The sequence below is a fragment of the Lacrimispora amygdalina genome (assembly GCF_900205965.1).
Classification (GTDB): domain Bacteria; phylum Bacillota; class Clostridia; order Lachnospirales; family Lachnospiraceae; genus Lacrimispora; species Lacrimispora amygdalina_A.
The window spans coordinates 150,508-166,637 of sequence record NZ_OAOF01000006.1; the positions used below are offsets into that span (position 1 = coordinate 150,508).

The window sequence follows — 16,130 nt, forward strand, 5'->3', positions numbered from 1 at the left end:
CTCCTCCGCATCATATTGTATTACTGTACTAATCACTTAATACAATAATACAGCAATACAATTATTTTGTCAACTATTTAATTCAAAAAAATAGAGCAGCTGCTCCTGTAAATAGATTATTTACCCTTGCAACCGCTCTATTCATTTAGAATTTATAAATTAAGCCTGTTCGATATAATCGTCGACCATTTCAAAAAGTGCCTGTTCTTTCTCGCTCTTCTCTTTCCTGTTATCGTCATTGGATATGGATGAATTGATATAAGGACCAAAAATCTGTCTTAAACTGTCTGTCTTCTGTATTTCCATCATGGATCCACCTCCTTTCATAAGTACATACCGAAAAATGTTTTCTGGTACCAGTCTTTTAACCGTTTCATAATCACCTGCCTTTATGCAGTCTCTTACGAGAGAGGCACTGATCGCAGAACCATCCGCCAGTTTTCTCTCAATTTCTATTACTTCTATCCCAAAATCAGGAAGCCGAGTTTTCATGGACTGATTATAAATGCCGGTAATCTTGCAGGTGGGCTCCGTTCCCACAAACCGTTTTTTAATAGAAAGGGCAGGAGCAATGAGGCGTCCGAATAACTCTAAGTCCAGCTCACAGTTTGCTTTTTGGGCCACGCTCTTATCCTTCATAAAATAAGTTGGGAAGGTGGCTGCAGAAACCATATAATCCGAGGTCTTATGCAGGATTACACCTGACAGATCCGCAACTCCTTCTTTTACCATCTGATATCTGATATCAGCGGGATAAAAACTTCTTGTGTCGGAAAGAACAAATAAATGCAGATAATCACATTGCTTTAAGCTTTCTTCAATCAGATACCGGTGTCCCAATGTAAAGGGATTGCAATTGGCCACGATGCAGCCGATTTTTGCATCGGAACTCGATGCAAAAATCGGTGTTTCTTTTATCAGGCTGTTTAACCATGAAGAAAATCCCTGCTTTTTGTTCTCCATAAGCAGTACTTTGGAAGTTTTCATAATGGTGTAAAATCCAAGGTCTGAAAACATAGCTTCATTCGCCGGCTTCGTATATAGAAGGATGTGGGACCGTCCATGTTCGTACTGGTATTGAATGAGCTCAGACATCAGTGTGCCTGTAAGTCCCTGGCCCTGATAATCCGGATGAACCGCTATGCATTTGAGCACATTCTGGTCCACAGAACCTGCAGCAATTATTTCAGAATCATCATTGTAAAGACATACGCTGTGTTCAATTCCCTCGTCATAGCTAAGATCCATGAATTCCAGGAATTTTTTCAGCTGATCCAATTCTTTTCCTTTGAGTCGTTTTCCTTCCTGCATAGGAATTCCTCCGTATTTTTAAAGGTTTCAGTCAGACGGTTGATGAAAATTGCAGCTGCCAGCAGATCGGCACATCCGCCGCTGCTGTAATTCATTTTAGTAAAATAGGTATCAAGTAACTGAAGCTTTCTTTCAGCTTCCGGAACGTAAGCACCTCCGGTTTTCAAAAAAACGCCGGCCAGTGACTGAACCTGTTTTAATCCCTGGGTGCCAGTCCGCGACAGGATATTCCCATCCTCAACCCGGGACATAAGGGTCATAAGTACCTGGAGCTTAACCAGATTCCAGTTCTGCCCGGAGCTTATTCCTTCCTCTAACACAGGAAGGCCGTAATTTCTGATGGAGGGATATCCTTCTGCCGCTTCACCCCGGATTCCCGTAGAACCGTATAGGAACAGGTTCCGCTCTCCGCTGCTTTTAGGAGCACTGCTTTTCAGCTGCTCTAACTCTGCCAGTAGGATTCTTCTGGTCATTCTCAGCTCTGTCTCCAATAAGTTTTCTAAAGTGACACTGCGAAAACTGCTTAAGCAGGCACCGGCAGCAGCACTGAAAATCCCCATAGTAAAGATGGCTCCTTTATGGGTATTGATTCCGCCGGTCGCCTGATACATGGCCTGTTCTGCTTTCAGACCAATCTGTCGGATAACAGCAAACAGTTTTTCCGGGTCCTTGTACAGGAATATTCCCCGAAGTGCCATCTCCTCAAAATATGGACTTAACGCTTTGGCGCTTTGTTTAAATGTAAAAAGATCCATATCTTTATGTGCGCCAGCAGTAAAAGGATCCACAAGGCCTGGCTTTGGGGCTGTAAATACCTCTTCCAATAAGGCGTCCGTCGCCAGCTGTCCAACTAAAATCCCATATTTATTCACTGAATTCAAATGGCTTCACCTGCCGGACAACATCCATAATTGTGCCATCCCGGCTTTCAATTATTCCGACCACACGGTCACCGAACGGTACTTTCTGTGGCTCTCCTGCGATAGAATAAGCAATATCCCGTAATTGTTCTATTGTTTTAAACGGCAGATCCACGCCCTTCATACATTCAATCAGATCTTTCCTCAGCGGATTAATGGCGATGCCGTAATCTGTCACAACTACATCAATACTTTCACCAGGTGTAGTTACGGTCGTTACTTCACTGCACACGGCAGGTGTTCTTCCCTGAAGAAGCGGTACGATTACGATGCTGCATTTCGCGCCTGCAGCCGTATCCGGATGCCCGCCCTGGGCACCGGTAATTACGCCGTTTGAATCCACCACTACGTTACAGTTAAAATTAACATCTACCTCAAGAGCTGCTAAAATAACAAAATCCAGTTTGTTTACAACAGCACCTTTATTAAAGGGATTTGCATATTCTCCGGCAGAGATTCGAAAATGCTTTAAATCCTTTACCGATTCAACCGCAGCAAGATCAAAATCCTGTGTATCCAGCAGACAGTCCACCTGACCATTAACCAGCAGATCACACATGGGTTTTGTCAGTCCTCCCACGCCGAAGCGCATCCGGACATTTTTTTCCTTCATAATTTTCGCAAGTGAAATGGTTGATGCGATAGATGCACCTCCCACTCCGGTCTGATAGGAGAAACCATCTTTAAAGTAAGGCGTATGAGTGACAAATTGAGTACAGTATTCTGCCATCATAAGCTTTCTCATATCAGTTGTAGGCTTTGCTGCACCGGTTGCAATTTTTTTGGAATCGCCGATTTCATCAACTACCACCACATAATCCACCTTTGTCATGCTTATGTGTGCCGGGAAATTAGGAAATGGTACCAGGCAGTCTGTGATTGCAACAACCCGGTCTGCATAATCCGCATCCACAACTGCGTAGGAAAGGACACCACAGTCATTCTTTCCGCCGATGCCGCGGCAGTTGCCGTAATCGTCACAGGTGGGAGTTCCGATGAAAGCAATATCAATTTTAGTCTCTCCGGATTCAATGGCTCTTACACGCCCCCCGTGGGAACGCATCACAGCCAGACCTTTTAATTTACCGTTTGATATGGCTTCTCCGATCTTACCACGCACACCAGAAGACTGAATCTGTGTAATAACTCCCTCCTCTATATAAGGAACGATTGGATCATGGGCTTTTCCAAGGGAACTGGCACAGATGGTGATATCCTTAATACCCATTTTATAGACTTCTTCCATGACCATATTGATGATGTAGTCACCTTCACGGAAATGATGATGGAAGCTCAGAGTCATTCCGTCTTTAATCCCGCATTTAACAAGAACCTGATGTATATTTTCTACAAGTTTGCTTCCTGTGTTATTAATCACACATTTTGTTTCAGGACCGTTTTTTTTGTAGGTATATCCATCCCGGTAATGGATTCCTTTAAACACTTCTTTCCCGGTTATTTTTATAATTTCTTCAGGGATCTCTCTCCCAACCGCGTTTATCATTTTTATAAATCCCCCTTATAAACTCCGGATGCTTTCGCAAGTGATATTGTACGCTTTGCGCCATCGTAGAACGCGATGTCAATCATCTTGCCGTCAACAGTAAATACACCGATTCCTTTTTCCCTTTTATCGTCGATTTCCTTAACAACTTTTTCTGCAAAAATAATATCTTTTTCCGAAGGGGTAAAAATATCGTGTACAATCTGGATCTGCCGTGGGTTAATGATGGACTTTCCATCAAATCCCATGAGATGAATGGTTTCCACATCCTTACGGAATCCTTCCATATCATCAAGATTTGTATAAACCGTATCAAAACATTGTACCTTTGCAGCTCTGGCCGCAATCAGCATATTTTGTCTGGCACCCATCAGTTCCAGTCCTGTGCCGGTAATACGAGTCTGAAGATCCTTTGTATAATCGCCTCCTGACAGTGCAACTCCAAGCATACGTTCCGAGGATTCGCAGATATCCAGAGCTTTCATTACGCCTCTTGCAGATTCCAGAGCCGCCATAATAAGAACAGATCCGACAGGACGGTTAAATCTGGTTTCTGCCAGTTCAAGCACTTCTTCCACCCGTCTGACATCTTCCGGGCGTTCTGTCTTTGGAATCCGGATTGCATCACAGCCGCCTGCTACAGCAGCCATGATGTCTTCCTTCCAGAGATTTGTATCCAGACCATTGATTCGGACAACACGTTCCACTCCGTGGTAATCTATTTCCCGCAGCGCATGGAATAAAGAAAAACGGGCTGCATCCTTTTGATTTTCCGCCACAGCATCTTCTAAGTCAAGAATCATGGAATCCGGTTTATAAATGTAGGGATCCTTAATCAGTCCGGGCTTCTGGCAGTTTAAAAACATCATGCTTCTTCTTAATCTCTTTTTTTCAGGATGTATCATCGGATCGTACCTCCCCATGGAAGATCTTCATATACATCGGCAGCTCTGAAAACAGCCCCTTCCACTCTCGCCTTTATTGTACAGTCAAGTGCGCCCTTATCAACAATTGTGATCTTCACATCATGAATATCTAAGTTGTTAAGCGTCTCGTAAACTACCTTCTTAATCTGGTTTCCATACTGGTTGATGACGGAACTTTGTAAGTGAAACTCAATGACACCGTCTCCAGGCTCGACTGTTACCTGGGCATCACTTGATTCCAGTGTTCCAGCCATAGCCGGTTTTAAAATCTGCATGATTATTCCTCCTGATTTATCTTTTGTTTCTGTTTTTATTAAAATTGATGAGACATCCGGCTTTTACGATTTCGCGCTCATCCTTCGTCATATCAGCAATAGTAAGTGTCATTGGGGATACATGATCTCCATCAATTTTATATGCCTGAATATTACTTAAATCGCCATCCAGAATGCTTCTGATGCCTGGAACAAAGATATAATCTCCTACTTCAAAATCCGGTTCTTCTTTCATCTGGAATGGTATCATACCCCAGTTCATTACATTGGAGCGGTATCTCTTGGTTGCATACTCTTTTGTAATATTCGCTAATCCGCCTATCACTCTCTGACAGCTGGCTGCCTGCTCTCTGGCTGAACCGTCACCTGGTTTTACAGCATAGATCATGCTTCCGATTTCTGTCTCTTTTGGATTAACAGTTAAATCTTTAAAGTAAGAACTGATTACCTGAAAAACGTGCTCCAGCTCTGGTTCAGCAGTAAACAGATTCTCTCCATTAACTCTCGCTTTTTCCACACGTGCAACTTCCTTGGTTCTCTCCACATACATAGGATCTCTTCTTGATAATGTGAATTCTGCGAGGCCAAGAGGATTGGAGCGGTAAGATGAGGTTTCACCGGAGGGAATCAGTTCATCTGTTGTTGTTACCTCATCCATTATTTTGGAGCAGACCTTTAAGAGGATGTTGTCAGTAAGTTCGCTCATTTCCGGCCAATCCTTGATATTAGGACCATATGCCAGTTCTTTTGTACTATCTCCTTTTTCATAACCATAATACACCCGCTTGTCATAAACGGCTTTATCAAAGTTATAATCCGGGATCTGATTCCAGCAGTCTAATTCTGTGGCTGATGTTAAAACACCTCCGTTTGCGGCTGTGGCAGCGATGGAACGTGCATCCATTAATGCAACTGCGGACATCTGTCCGTTGCCGGGCTTGGAACCTTCTCTGTTTGGGAAGTTTCTGGTGGTGTGGCGTATGCTCAGACCATTGTTGCATGGAGTATCTCCTGCACCGAAACAAGGACCACAGAATGCTGTACGAATTACTGCTCCTGCTTCCATCAGTGTTTCTATCATACCTTTTCTGACAAGATCAATAAATACTGGCTGGGATGATGGATAAACTGCAAGAGAGAATTCTCCGTTTCCGCAGTTCTTACCCTTTAATGCATTGGCAGCTTCCACAACGTTTGTATAATTACCGCCTGCACAGCCGGCAATCACACCCTGCTGAATCGTAAGCTTACCATTTACAATTTTATCTGTTAAAGAGAAGTCGGCGCGTCCGTCGCTGATTTTTAATGCTTCCTTTTCTACTTCTCTCAGGATATCAGAAAGATTATCGTTTAATTCATCTATTTCATAAGTATTGCTTGGATGGAATGGAAGGGCAATCATAGGTTTCACTGTGCTTAAATCCACATAAACACAACCGTCATAATATGCCACATCAGCTGGATTTAGTTCTTCATATGCATCCGATCTTCCGTGGAGGGCAAGGAACTGTCTGGTATCTTCATCTGTTTTCCAGATTGAGGTTAAGCAGGTGGTTTCAGTTGTCATTACATCAACACCGTTTCTGAAATCCGTACTCATGGATGCAATACCAGGTCCAACAAACTCCATAACTTTGTTTTTAACATAGCCTTTTTTAAATACAGCACCGATGATTGCAAGCGCGATATCCTGGGGACCAACACCTGGCTGGGGTTTGCCATCAAGATAAATGGCTACAACGCCCGGATAAGCAACATCGTAAGTATCACATAAAAGCTGTTTTACCAGTTCTCCGCCGCCTTCTCCAATTGCCATGGTTCCCAGTGCTCCATAACGGGTATGGGAATCAGATCCTAATATCATTCTTTTACAGCCGGCATGCATTTCTCTCATGTACTGATGAATAACTGCAATATGAGGAGGTACATAGATTCCACCGTATTTTTTTGCGGCTGAAAGTCCGAACATGTGATCATCTTCATTGATTGTACCGCCAACTGCACATAAAGAATTGTGGCAGTTTGTCAGCACATAGGGGAGTGGGAATTTTTCCATTCCGGAAGCCTTTGCTGTCTGTACAATACCAACAAATGTAATATCGTGAGATGCCATAGCATCAAATTTCAACTTTAACTGGTTCATATCACCAGAGGTGTTATGTGCCTCTAATATAGAATAAGCAATGGTGCCTTTTTGTGCATCATCTTTTTTTACCGGCTTAGATAAGGAAGAAGCTTTACTTCCAATCTCCGCTTCCGGAACAATCTCCGTACCATTTATTAGATAGACTCCGCCTTCGTATAATTTTACCATGTGAAACCCTCCTGAGTTATTAGATTAAGTATGCTTTAACTATATAACCGTTCTGCTATATAGGCAAATACCATGTACCTTATAACTCTTATAGGTTTTATCTATTTAAAACTTTTCTTTTCACTGATATTGCTTTATACTATAAGTACAAGTACTAACTGTAAGAAGGAGTAACCATGACCAGCCGAGAACTTTTATATGTAAAGACCGTAGCCGATGAAAAAAGTATTTCCCAGGCGGCCAAGAAATTATTTATTGCCCAGCCATCACTCAGTCAGTCACTTCAGAGAATTGAAGACTCACTGGCTACCAAGCTTTTTAACAGAACTTCCGCAGGGCTGACTCTCACCTATGCAGGAGAACGGTATTATCAGGTAGCGTGCAAGATTTTAAAGATCTACGACGACTTTGAGACGGAAGTCAGTGATATTAATAATTTAAAAACCGGACGGATTCAGATGGGAATTACCAATCACTTAAGCACGATCATTCTTCCTGCTGTGCTTCCCGAGTTTAAGAAAAACTGTCCTCAGATTGAGCTTTCTATCTGTGAAGAAATCACAGGCAAATTAGAATCCAGACTTTTGGCTGGAGAACTGGATTTCGCTATTCTACATGCACCGAAGGAAATGACCAATCCCCAGCTCTATAATGAGATTCTGTCAAGAGATCCTTTTATAATCGCACTTGCCGCATCTCATCCTCTTGTAAAAAAAGCCATTAAAAAAGAAGGCAGCCCTTATCCGGTATTGGATTTAAAGCTTTTAAAGAATGAGCCATTTATTATGGTCCACAAGCAGCAGAGAATCCGTCAGGTGACAGATGCCATATTAAACAAGGCCAGAATCAATCAGCCTAATATTATTATCACACTGAAAAATTACGAAACCGCTTTAGGGCTGGCAGGCCAGGGACTGGGAGTGACTCTTCTGCCGGATGACTATGCCAGAATCACTCTGTTAAAGAATCCTCCCACGCTGCTGTCCATTGATGAAAAATACAGCCCTAACTGGGATCTGTGTATTACATCGCTAAACGGCGGATTTTTATCCCGTGCTGACCAGTACTTAATTTCACTGGTAAGAAAAAGCTTCTGCAAAGAAGTTGTAAATTTATAAAACGGAACATATCATGTCCCGGATTCTTCCAGACATGATATGTTCCATCTATTGATATTTTTTCATGAATTCATTAAGCTGCCTCTGTTTCTCAGTAATTACCCGGTCTATTCCAGCTGCCTCCAGTTCCTTATTAAAAGATTCGATTCCGGTTTTAGGCCAAAGTTCTTCTTTCTGCAGCGGAACACAATCTTTTGTGATTGTAAAAATATAACGCAGATAACTGGATAAATGTAAAATGGTCTGCTGAATCTCTCTGTTTTTTCCGGACTCTGCCATACCGTATATATTCTTTAAACAGTTCAGATAAAAATGAGGACGGATCTGGGATTGCAGCAATTGATATTCGGTATTCTGTTTTTCCAGCTCTTTTTCGTAAGAGGCAATTTTTAATTCTGAAATCTCATCAATCATCTGATTAAACATATCATTGACCTGACAGAATTCCTCCACAGCGTAAGTATCCACATGAGCAGATAAATCTCCGTTTCGTATGGCTTCAATTGTTTTAGTAAGGTGAGAAATGGGATTGACCACCAGTTCCCACAGCCAGATTGATACAAATGGAACTGACAGAACCGCCATTACGGCACAGATAATGACAATAATATGAAACAGGTTCAGTTCATTTAAAATCCCATTATAGGGTCTTGCATAGACCATTGTAATGTATCCCGCCTGATCAGAAACAATAAGATATTTCATGGAAGATCCTGTAATCATATAACTGTCACCAGCTTTAACAAATTCATCAGGTGAAAGCCCCAGATCCAAATCCTGATAAATCATTTTTTCCCCGTCGCCAAATATCAGAGTTCCATTCATCCGGTAGTTCAAAACTGCAATGTTATTAAGACGCTCTAAATCAATTACAGCTATGCAATAAACAGTACGGTAATTCATTCCCCGAAGGAGATACTCTCTTCCGCCGATGGAACGGAAAAACCACTTGGATAAATCAAAATCCCCCTGATTAATCAGTCTCTTAACCTCCGCTTCCAGATTTTTCTGAGCCTTAATGCGCTGTGAAGACGTAATTTCATAATAGGCATTGTATTCGCCGGAATACCAGTTATTTACCGGACTGTAAACAGCCATTGTATACAGATTCTGGTTTGCTGTCAGATTGGACTTTAAAATCTCTTGTATATTATAAGACCGATTATACATTTCATTGAGCATCAGTTCCACAGAAAAGCTTTGGAACTGGGCGTTTCCTGATACCATTCAGGACATTACCCGCTCCGTTGCCTTCATCGCACTCTCCAGATGACTTTTAAATATTTCCAACTGGCTTCTCGAAGACTGACTGGAAGAAACCTCCACACTGCGGGCGATATAGCTGGAATAAATAACTAATATCATGGCTAATGGAATCATAATACCCAGAAATAATCCCGGAATCAGATTTTTCAGTGATACCCGGCGCCCCGTCTTCCTATTGTTTTTATTTAACAGCTTTTGAATGCCAAAAACATTCATATACGTTCCCGTCCTCACTTAGCATCATATGTTAATTACATTACAAAAAGGGACAAACGATAAAATCAATCCAGTTTGCCCTCTTTCTATAAACAGTTACTTAAACTTAAATCTGGTTAAGACCCGGTATGGTCATTCTATATTGCAATACAATCTCGTCTTTAGTACTTTCCATGTAACTTAACATTCTGTGACGATAGTGATTCACGGTTTTCTGATATTTTGGTTTGTCAATTAAATTCTCCAAGGCGTCCGGATCTTTCCTTAAATCATATAATTCTTCTTTTGACCGATAATCATACATCTGAACACGGGCGGCAACGAGGTCATTGTTTTTTGCTTCGTTTACCATTGCCTGATAAGTACGACCGTTCTTCGATTCATTCATGAACTGATAGCTGCCATCTGACCAGTCATTGAATATGTAAGCATACTGCGCATCCTGAATTGCCCGCATGGGATATAAATCATGTCTTGCTGTTGATGTGATCTGAGTATAAACATCTTCCCAGCCAGACTCCTTTTGTCCCTTTAATATCCTTGCGTAAGAACGGCCATCCATATCTTTGGGAATGGGCAGTTCCAGCAGTTCCAGCATTGTTGGCATAAAATCGATTCCTGATACGTAGTGAGCAGAATCCTTTTCGCCTGCTTTTGTTGTACCGGGCGCCCTTACAATCATTGGAGTTCGGTTACTGTTTAAATAACAGTTTGTTTTAGCAAAAGGAAAAGCCATTCCGTTATCACTTAAAAATACAATTATAGTATCGTCATACATACCGGATTCCTTTAATGCTTTTAGTACCATTCCCATTGTTTCATCGCAGCGATGTACACTGGAGAAATATTCAGCTGCCTCTTTTCTGACTTCTGGAATATCAGGAAGAAAACCAGGTACGGCTACTTCCTCCGGTGTATAATAGCGGGAAGCATAAGTATGATACCCGTATTTCTCTAATTCCTGGTCACTGCCGGCAAAAGGGCGGTGTGGATCGTGGGAATTGGCCATAAAGAAGAATGGCGCATTCTCAGTTTTCGTTAATTCAAAGAATTCTTTTGCCTTCTGATAATAAATATAAGGTGCTCTGCCATAGAGATGTTTTGCATTAAACACATCTCCCAAATAATCCCACTCAAATTTTTCAATTGGCTTACAGTGCTCTTCTTTCCCGCAAATACCATTCATGTAGCCATATTTATGAAGATATTCCGTTAAAGTAGTGACATCTGAAGCAATGGGGTCAAATCCCGGCGCACCATTTCGATGAGGATATTTCCCTGTTAAAAGACATTCTCTCGATGGCATGCAGATTGCAGCTGTTACATGAGCCCGTTCCATTAACAGTCCCTCTGCTGCAAGTCTGTCCAGATTAGGACTGATTCCTTCCACCGGGCAGCCAAAAGCACCTAGAGAATTATAATTCATATCATCCGCAACCAAAAATAAAATATTTTTTCTATTCATAAATTAAGCTCCTATCTTACTTCAGGAAGATCTCGGGCAGAAGCCGGGTTTTTACTCCAGCGTTCCCCGTCATTCATACCTGTCTCCTTTTCCCATGCCATCAACCATTTGTACATCTGCCAATGCTCCCTGGAGGACTTCTCTTCCTGCTTTGGATCTGCAATCGTCAGGGCAATATTTCTTAGCTCCCTGGAAAGTTCAGGATTTATATGGTTCTGATTGGTCTTTTCACCGGGATCTGTAAAAAGATCAAACAACATATCCTCATCCTCATAACCATGATAAGTAATATACTTAAAATGATCCTTTCTTACCATGATCCCATAACTGACGTCCTCATTAAAATTACCTGCCATAAACTGACTGATAACCGCCCGTTCAAAGTCCGGTTCCTCTTCTTTTGTCAAGACTTTCGCAAGGCTGATCCCATCAGTTTCAACGGGAAATTCAACCCCGGCCAGTTCACACATGGTAGGTCCTAAGTCCATAATGCTGACGGGAGCAGCCACGCTTCGTGCGGATCCGATTCCATCTCCGGCAAACAGGAACGGAATCTTCGCCGACTTTTCAAAAAATGTCTGCTTTCCATACAAACGGTTTTCTCCAACCTGATCGCCATGATCTGAAAGGTAGCAGAATATGGATGGCTGACTGAAACGTCTGGAATAATCATTAAATGCTTCCCTTACTCTGCCAATCTGACCATCCATCTGTTCAATCATTCCGCAATAAGCTGCAATCGCATGCCTGGCACTGTCTGTATCAAAGGAACGATCCTTTTTCTTTTTTTCAAGCAGCTGGTTCATTGGCATATCGTTTTCAAAGCTGTCAGGTACGGTAACGCGGTTTAAATATTTCAGATATAATTCTTTTGGTGCCACATACGGGTAATGAGGACCATAGGTTCCAACCACAATTAACTGAGGCTTATCATGTTCTTTCGACAGATACTCAAGAGCTGCCTCCACCACTGCCTCATCATAATGAAGCACCGGTGATTCTCCGCCGCCAATTACATCCGTACAGCAGGTATCCATAAAACAGTCCTTAAATACCCCGCGCTCTCTGGCTAATGATTCACCTGGCCGGTTCCAGGTGACTGGAGTGATGTCTCCCACCAGACGTTTCGTAAAACCATGCCTTTGATCCTGACCAATGAAATGCATCCGTCCGATTAACACCGTCTCATACCCTGCAGCTGCAAAGGGATGAAGGAATGTGGGTGTCGTATCCGCAAGGGTGTCAAAATTAGTGTAGATACTTGTTTTAGATGGCAGCTTTGATGAAAGCATAGACATTCTGGCCGGTACACACAGAGGACAAGAGGTGTAACTCTCTGTAAAATTAGTCCCATCCTCCCTTAATTTATCTAAATTCGGCGTATCAACCGGCACAGCACCCCATCCGGAAAAGATGGGGCTGTGCTGATCGCTCAAATATATTAATATATCGGGTTTTTTCATGAATTTTCTCCTAATGCTCTGCTATACTTGATCGGATTCGTTTTGCTTGTGCTATTCTTAACTTCTTCTTTTTCCATGCCTTGATCTCATTTTCGTTCATACGATAGATCATCAGGATCAGGAAGAGAAAATAGATGATTATGGTCTGTGTACTGTTGTCTAAAGCCAGTTTAGAGAGACCTAGCGTAAAAATTTTAATTGACAATACAGCCATTAAAATACCAACTACAGAATTGCTGAAGCGTGCCAGAGTCATTCCAAGCATAACCGCAAACATATTACCCATAACTGTAGCGCGGGAAGTCATACCTAAAACCGGTGCCAGGTTACCTTTGAAAACAGTGTCGAAGACTCCGGCGATTGCCACCAGACCGCCTGCTATGGTATAACAGATTACACAGTTAGTGAAAATATTAATTCCTGAGTTCATTGCAATCCTCTGATTTCCCTGAATTGCTTTGCGGTCATAACCAAATGGTGACATCAGGAATAAATATCCCATTACCATAGTTACCAGCAGCACTACGATGCATATAAATGATACGTCCGATAAAATTGCCAGTTTACTATTTCCAAATGTCTGCAGTCCTCTGGAATCAAATGCTGAGAATGAAATACATTCATAGATCAGGGCCATTCCCATACCAAGAATCATGGGAATAATTCTGGTTTTTACAAATGCCACACCAACAATGAAGCCGGCAATCACACCAACTGCGATGCTTAAAACCAATGCTCCGACTCCGCCCATTCCCAGCCCCAGCGCGATATTACCACCAAATATCACCGCCAGAATCATCTGGGAGCCAAGTGAAAAATCCATTCTTCCGGCTGGCAGATTACAGCTGAGCGCCAGTGCAATACAAAACAAAGAAGCAAAGGTTCGAGCCAGATTCTTCATATCTGCCATATTATTAACAACTCCTGCTCCGGTAACTGCCCGGGAGATTATTTCCATTAGCAGATATATTCCCACAGGAACACCAAAGGAGCAGACGGCATTCTTAATATTCAATCTAAGTGCGCTCTTATTCATGGAAGTCTCCTTTATTGGGTAAGCCCTAACATCTTTAAGCAATTATAAAGAGTTAAATCACCTAACGTATTGTGCATTTCCTCATTAGTAAGATTGGGGTTCGTCTTTTTGATCATCTTATCAATCATACTGGTATTAAATACATAAGTGGATTCATCCTGATCTAACTGCTCAATTTCTGCCAATTGCTGCGGTCCGTCACACCCCCAGTTTAATGCCTGGAATTTCATTGCCTTGCCTTCTGGCTTGATTACATCAGAATCCCCTAACAGACCATTCATCAAAATTGCAAATCCTTCGCCTGCAAGTATTGTTGTTGACTTTACTACAGCAAAATCCAAAGCCTTATTACCAGTACAGTCTTCCGTATTCATTGCAGTATGTAAAGACTCGGATAATTCACCAACAGATGCCACCATTATGTTTTTGTTAAATGCGCGCTCTGCTTCATCGATAATCTGTGATAACTGTGTGTAAGTATTACCGGCACCCATTACTATGTCGTATTTTCCAGTTAATAACGCTGCCGATATACCCGTGATTACATCTTCGTTTTTCATCTCACCCGGATACAGATAAACATCAATCCCTTTATCGTTTTCTGCCAATGTAGGTTCACCAACAACTACCAGTTCATCAATCGGCCTGGTAAATTTTAAATCATATGCTTCTTCAACTGCTTCCATAATTGCGGTTGCATTAAGACGATGAGCCACATTGTTTTTACAGGCCAGCAGGGTCGGAATCAAAATGCCGTGTTTTTGGCCGTCGCCAAGGAAATTTTCAGCCGCAATTTTCATCTGGGCCGCAGTCGAAGATTGCTGGGCACCAAAACCGCCGCAGAAATATTCCAGTTCGTCAATGCTGGAGGTATTAGCTGTTCTTTGTACTGCATAATACATTCCCAGTTCCTGGCATTTATTTCCTGACTGTTCCCAGTATGTCGGAGAAAAACTGAGAATTCCCTTTGCTCCGGAAATTTGTGCATTTTCAATAAAGTTAAGCTCTGCCTCGGCGGACCCTAACGCCTCCGAAACAATAAATTCCACATTATAATTTGGAGCTATATAATTTTTAAGGTAATCAATCCGTTCCAGGTTTTCATTGGACATATCTCCGAAAGCCAGACCGATTTTAATCGTTTCATGGTCTGTAGCATGATTGTAGGATGCAGACTGGGTAGTGTTGGCGGTTTTACTTTCGCCCGCTGCTGTGCTGGCTGCCGCCGTAGTGGTTGGATCAGCCACAGCCTCTTCTGTTGCGCTTTTGCATCCTGCCAGACCTGCAGCAATCATAGTAAACGCCATTGCAATTGCCAGTATTCTTTTTTTCATTCTTCATTCCTCCTAAAATTGTTTTCTGGTTGGTAAAACATCTGGTTTTTGACTGTTTAAATACACTAACAAAAGGAATAAAATTCCCCGGATGCCCTGGACGAGTGAGTTATCCACTCCCATCATCAAAAGCCCCTTGTTTAACACGACTACCGTAATTGCGCCTAACACACCTGCATAGCATTTGGAACGGTCACCCCCAAAGATTGACATTCCTCCCAGTACGGTTGCCAGCATCACATCCATACCCATACTGCCGGCAGTGGATGTAGTAATCGTTCCCACACGGATAATCGTGTAAACGGCTGACAAGCCCACCCCGACTCCTGCAATCAGGAAGCTTATTCGGATATAAGTTGACTTTCTAAGGCCGCTCTGAGTGGCACAGTTTTCATTTCCGCCTATAAAGCGGATTGCTCTGCCGAATGGTGTGAAATTGTAAATCACAATTGCCAGAACCAGATACAGCAGCAGAGTCATCATCCGAAATGAACTTTTTTCCAATGCCGAGCATATGGCAAAAGGTACAGCTAAATCCACAGCTCCTACCAGAGATTCCTGTATTGCCTTATAAATCTGCATCATAACAATTGCGGCAGTTGTTGTTTTAATATGTAAGCTGACTGACAAAGTGGAATTCCATGCCATCAGTGCCAGAGAGACCAGGAGTGTTACCAGAATCATGATTACTACATTTTCCGTTGCCAGATAGATTTTTCCTCCTATCGTTGCTGCCAGGGCAATAACCGCTCCGATGGAAATATCCAGATTGCCGGTGGTATAGATAAATGCAATACCAATGGTGGCTGTTGCGGTTATGAGTGCCTGATTAAAAATTCCGGTTATATTTGCTTTTGCAAAGAAGCGTCCTCCTGTGCTTAACCCAAACACAAGCAAAAGAAGAAATAAAATTGCAAAAGGAAACACTTCCAGGAAATAACGGCTTTCCTTTATTTTTGTTAATTGTTTCACTTGAATTTCC

General features: G+C 42.2%; 14 protein-coding genes. 1 reads left to right on the forward strand and 13 read right to left on the reverse strand.

From position 1 onward, the window contains the following. Positions 1-159: 159 nt before the first annotated feature. The 6 genes from citC to CRO04_RS10620 are packed head-to-tail and all read right to left on the reverse strand — an operon-like array spanning position 160 to position 7,250. Positions 160-1,311, reverse strand: a complete 1,152-nt coding sequence (gene citC / locus CRO04_RS10595) for a [citrate (pro-3S)-lyase] ligase (RefSeq protein WP_097004211.1) — start codon at positions 1,309-1,311, stop codon at positions 160-162. Next, positions 1,266-2,183 (reverse strand): triphosphoribosyl-dephospho-CoA synthase CitG, encoded by a 918-nt coding sequence (gene citG, locus CRO04_RS10600; RefSeq protein ID WP_242974429.1) that lies wholly within the window; start codon positions 2,181-2,183, stop codon positions 1,266-1,268. Before citG ends, citC begins: the two co-directional genes overlap by 46 nt. After that, positions 2,176-3,735 carry a citrate lyase subunit alpha gene (gene citF, locus CRO04_RS10605; RefSeq protein WP_097004213.1) on the reverse strand — a complete coding sequence of 520 codons (1,560 nt, stop codon included), beginning with the start codon at positions 3,733-3,735 and terminating at the stop codon, positions 2,176-2,178. Before citF ends, citG begins: the two co-directional genes overlap by 8 nt. A 2-nt stretch (positions 3,736-3,737) precedes the next feature. After that, entirely contained in the window at positions 3,738-4,640 is a 903-nt protein-coding gene (locus CRO04_RS10610) for an aldolase/citrate lyase family protein (RefSeq protein ID WP_097004214.1), read from the reverse strand. Then, entirely contained in the window at positions 4,637-4,936 is a 300-nt protein-coding gene (citD, locus tag CRO04_RS10615; protein WP_097004215.1) for a citrate lyase acyl carrier protein, read from the reverse strand. Before citD ends, CRO04_RS10610 begins: the two co-directional genes overlap by 4 nt. 16 nt (positions 4,937-4,952) lie before the next feature. After that, complete coding sequence (locus tag CRO04_RS10620; RefSeq protein ID WP_097004216.1) at positions 4,953-7,250, reverse strand: hydratase; 2,298 nt, start codon at positions 7,248-7,250, stop codon at positions 4,953-4,955. Between the two features lie 176 nt (positions 7,251-7,426). Here CRO04_RS10620 and CRO04_RS10625 point away from each other — a divergent pair, with 176 nt between their 5' ends. Continuing rightward, the gene (locus tag CRO04_RS10625) at positions 7,427-8,368 is read left to right on the forward strand and encodes a LysR family transcriptional regulator (RefSeq protein ID WP_097004217.1); all 942 of its coding nucleotides are present in this window, start codon (positions 7,427-7,429) and stop codon (positions 8,366-8,368) included. Between the two features lie 48 nt (positions 8,369-8,416). Here CRO04_RS10625 and CRO04_RS10630 read toward each other — a convergent pair whose 3' ends face one another. The 7 genes from CRO04_RS10630 to CRO04_RS10660 form a co-directional block, all read right to left on the reverse strand. Then, positions 8,417-9,595, reverse strand: a complete 1,179-nt coding sequence (locus CRO04_RS10630) for a histidine kinase (protein ID WP_097004218.1) — start codon at positions 9,593-9,595, stop codon at positions 8,417-8,419. Continuing rightward, entirely contained in the window at positions 9,596-9,850 is a 255-nt protein-coding gene (locus CRO04_RS10635; protein ID WP_097004219.1) for a hypothetical protein, read from the reverse strand. A 106-nt stretch (positions 9,851-9,956) separates the two neighbouring features. Beyond that, on the reverse strand, positions 9,957-11,315 hold the full coding sequence (locus tag CRO04_RS10640) for a sulfatase (RefSeq protein ID WP_097004220.1): 1,359 nt from the start codon (positions 11,313-11,315) through the stop codon (positions 9,957-9,959). An 11-nt stretch (positions 11,316-11,326) separates the two neighbouring features. Further along, positions 11,327-12,778: a sulfatase-like hydrolase/transferase gene (locus CRO04_RS10645; RefSeq protein WP_097004221.1), complete on the reverse strand. Its 1,452-nt coding sequence runs from the start codon at positions 12,776-12,778 to the stop codon at positions 11,327-11,329. A gap of 10 nt (positions 12,779-12,788) precedes the next feature. Continuing rightward, positions 12,789-13,814 (reverse strand): ABC transporter permease, encoded by a 1,026-nt coding sequence (locus CRO04_RS10650; protein ID WP_097004222.1) that lies wholly within the window; start codon positions 13,812-13,814, stop codon positions 12,789-12,791. 11 nt (positions 13,815-13,825) lie between these two features. Beyond that, positions 13,826-15,148 (reverse strand): hypothetical protein, encoded by a 1,323-nt coding sequence (locus CRO04_RS10655; protein WP_097004223.1) that lies wholly within the window; start codon positions 15,146-15,148, stop codon positions 13,826-13,828. A gap of 12 nt (positions 15,149-15,160) precedes the next feature. Beyond that, entirely contained in the window at positions 15,161-16,120 is a 960-nt protein-coding gene (locus CRO04_RS10660; RefSeq protein WP_166432522.1) for an ABC transporter permease, read from the reverse strand. Between the last annotated feature and the right edge of the window lie 10 nt (positions 16,121-16,130).

Bases quoted from the DNA above. Each gene is read 5' to 3' on its own strand.
- citC (WP_097004211.1), bottom strand. From the start codon at position 1,311: ATGCAGGAAGGAAAACGACTCAAAGGAAAAGAATTGGATCAGCTGAAA.
- citF (WP_097004213.1), bottom strand. From the start codon at position 3,735: ATGATAAACGCGGTTGGGAGAGAGATCCCTGAAGAAATTATAAAAATA.
- CRO04_RS10610 (WP_097004214.1), bottom strand. From the start codon at position 4,640: ATGATACATCCTGAAAAAAAGAGATTAAGAAGAAGCATGATGTTTTTA.
- citD (WP_097004215.1), bottom strand. From the start codon at position 4,936: ATGCAGATTTTAAAACCGGCTATGGCTGGAACACTGGAATCAAGTGAT.
- CRO04_RS10620 (WP_097004216.1), bottom strand. From the start codon at position 7,250: ATGGTAAAATTATACGAAGGCGGAGTCTATCTAATAAATGGTACGGAG.
- CRO04_RS10625 (WP_097004217.1), top strand. From the start codon at position 7,427: ATGACCAGCCGAGAACTTTTATATGTAAAGACCGTAGCCGATGAAAAA.
- CRO04_RS10630 (WP_097004218.1), bottom strand. From the start codon at position 9,595: ATGGTATCAGGAAACGCCCAGTTCCAAAGCTTTTCTGTGGAACTGATG.
- CRO04_RS10635 (WP_097004219.1), bottom strand. From the start codon at position 9,850: ATGAATGTTTTTGGCATTCAAAAGCTGTTAAATAAAAACAATAGGAAG.
- CRO04_RS10640 (WP_097004220.1), bottom strand. From the start codon at position 11,315: ATGAATAGAAAAAATATTTTATTTTTGGTTGCGGATGATATGAATTAT.
- CRO04_RS10645 (WP_097004221.1), bottom strand. From the start codon at position 12,778: ATGAAAAAACCCGATATATTAATATATTTGAGCGATCAGCACAGCCCC.
- CRO04_RS10650 (WP_097004222.1), bottom strand. From the start codon at position 13,814: ATGAATAAGAGCGCACTTAGATTGAATATTAAGAATGCCGTCTGCTCC.
- CRO04_RS10655 (WP_097004223.1), bottom strand. From the start codon at position 15,148: ATGAAAAAAAGAATACTGGCAATTGCAATGGCGTTTACTATGATTGCT.